Source organism: Mesorhizobium sp. M7A.F.Ca.ET.027.03.2.1 (assembly GCF_003999175.1).
Lineage (GTDB): Bacteria > Pseudomonadota > Alphaproteobacteria > Rhizobiales > Rhizobiaceae > Mesorhizobium.
The window spans coordinates 1-2,133 of sequence record NZ_RZOM01001064.1; the positions used below are offsets into that span (position 1 = coordinate 1).

At 64.2% G+C, this 2,133-nt stretch carries 3 protein-coding genes; all 3 read right to left on the minus strand.

Annotated elements, in window-relative coordinates; genetic code table 11:
• Nucleotides 1-448 (minus strand): alcohol dehydrogenase catalytic domain-containing protein (locus EN750_RS31150; RefSeq protein ID WP_148669948.1); only part of this gene is annotated, 448 nt, incomplete at its 3' end.
• 15 nt (nucleotides 449-463) lie between these two features.
• A complete protein-coding gene (hisD, locus tag EN750_RS31155) occupies nucleotides 464-1,786 on the minus strand; it encodes a histidinol dehydrogenase (protein ID WP_127326496.1) in 1,323 nt (440 codons plus the stop codon).
• 206 nt (nucleotides 1,787-1,992) lie between these two features.
• A partial coding sequence (locus EN750_RS31165; protein ID WP_127399007.1) for an SDR family oxidoreductase occupies nucleotides 1,993-2,133 on the minus strand: 141 nt, incomplete at its 5' end.

The following is a 2,133-nucleotide window of genomic DNA, read 5'->3' on the forward strand; positions in this document are numbered from 1 at the left end:
CCCCCGCCAGCGGCTCGGCCATCGCCGCGACCCGCTCGTCGAGCCCGGCATCGATGATATGCAAGAGCCGTGCGGGCAGCACCGCCTGTTCGGCAAACCCGCCGTCGCAGACCTCTCCGACGAAGCCCAGTGACGCGCAGAGATGCCGCCTGCCGCCATGACATTGCGCGCAGTCTCCGCACCAGAACCGGGAATCAGCGACCACCCTGTCACCGATGGCGAAGGCGTCCACGCCCGCGCCGATGGCAGTCACCGTGCCGGTCAGCTCATGGCCGGCCGTCGAAGGCGACCGGCTTATCCACTGTCCCGTGCGGAAATTGTGCAGGTCCGAACCGCAAATGCCTGCGGCGTCGACTTTGAGCTTCACCCAGCCCGCATCCGGCACGCCCGGCGTGGCGATGTCCTCGATGCGCAAGTCACCAGGTCCATACAGTCGTGCGGCCTTCATCACGATCGCTTCCGCTCAACCGGCGAGATAGCGGTCGCGGATTTCCGAGACCGCGTTCTCATGCGAGCTGAAGCCCTCGTAGCGGGCGAGCCTGCGGGCGTGCAGAGCGAGTTCCGGATAGGCCACCGAGGTGACATAGCCGACCGACGAGCGCTTGACGAAATCCGTTACCGAAAGCGGCCCGTAGGTCCGCGCCCAACGGCTGGTCGGCAGCACAGCATTGGGACCGAGAACGAAGTTGGCCAGCGTCACCGGCGTGTGCGGGCCCATCAGAATTTCGGCCGCCTCGGTGATGCGCCCGAGATGCGCGAACGGCTCCTTCGACAGGATCTCGAGATGTTCGGGCGCATAGTCGTTGATGAAGCGGTAGCTGTCTTCCAGCGACGCGGTCAGCACGATGCCGCCGCGCTTGCCGGTCAGCACCGCGCGCGAAAACTCGACACGCTGCTCGGTCATCCGCGACCAATGCTCGGGAAGTGCAGCAAGCGCTGCTTCTGCAACCTTGCGGCTGTGCGTCACCAGATAGGCCGAGGAATCCGGCCCGTGCTCGGCTTCGATCAACAGGTCGAGCGCGGCAAGGCCGCCGTCAACGCTGTCATCGGCAAAGATGATCGCTTCCGACGGGCCGGCCGGAAGGCCTGTGTTGATGACCGACGACAGCACGCTCTTGGCCGCGACCACCCACGGGCTGCCGGGGCCGACGATCTTGAGCGCGGGCTTCACCGTCTCGGTGCCGTAAGCGACGGCGGCAACTGCCTGGGCGCCGCCGCATTTGTAGACCGTGCCCACGCCGGCGAGACGCGCGGCGACGAGCGTTGCCGCATCCACCGAACCATCCGATGTCGGCGGCGTCACGATGGCGATCTGCGGCACGCCGGCAATCACCGCCGGCACCGACGTCATCATCGTCACCGATGGAAAGGCGCCCTTGCCGCGCGGCACGTAGAGCGCAACGGATGCGATCGGCGTGTACCTGTCGCCGGCATAGGCGCCCGGCCGGACTTCCTTGAGCCACATCGTCTCCGGCTTCTGCTCCTCATGGAAATGCCTGATATTGTCGATGCCGAACCGGATGCTCTGGACGACATCCTTTTCCACCTTGTCGAACGCCGCGTCGAACTCGGCTTCCGACACCTGCAGTTCGCCCTCGGCGACATTGGCCTTGTCGAGTTCCCTGGCGAAGCGGATCAAGGCGGCATCGCCTTCGTCCTTGACGGCCTGGATGATCGGCCGGACCTTCTCGACGAAGACCGTCAGATCGGCCTCGGCGCGCTTCAGCAGACTGGCGCGCTGGTCGGCATCGATGGATGACAAATCGTGGAAGCTGATGTCGGACATGATTGCTCGTCTCCTGGAACTCTTGGAACGCAATGACGGTTGGCCCGTGGATGGCCATAGTTCTGCGGGTCGACAGGCCGACCGGGGCAAGGATCAAAGCCGTCGAGAGGCTTCACCGGGCAAAAGTATATACATGTATGTATGATAGTCGCCAGCAATTTTTCCATCATCCTTCCCGTCGAAACCACGGAGACAAACCTGCCTCGTCAGATCGAGGCGAGAAAGCCGCCATCGACCGGAATGGACTGGCCGGTTATGTAGGCAGCCGCATCCGAAGCGAGGAACACCGCGATGCCGTGCAGGTCTTGGAGATCACCGAAACGCCGTTGCGGGATCTTGGCCAGCAT

Coding starts and splice junctions, on each gene's coding strand:
- hisD (WP_127326496.1), bottom strand. CDS start 1,786: ATGTCCGACATCAGCTTCCACGATTTGTCATCCATCGATGCCGACCAG.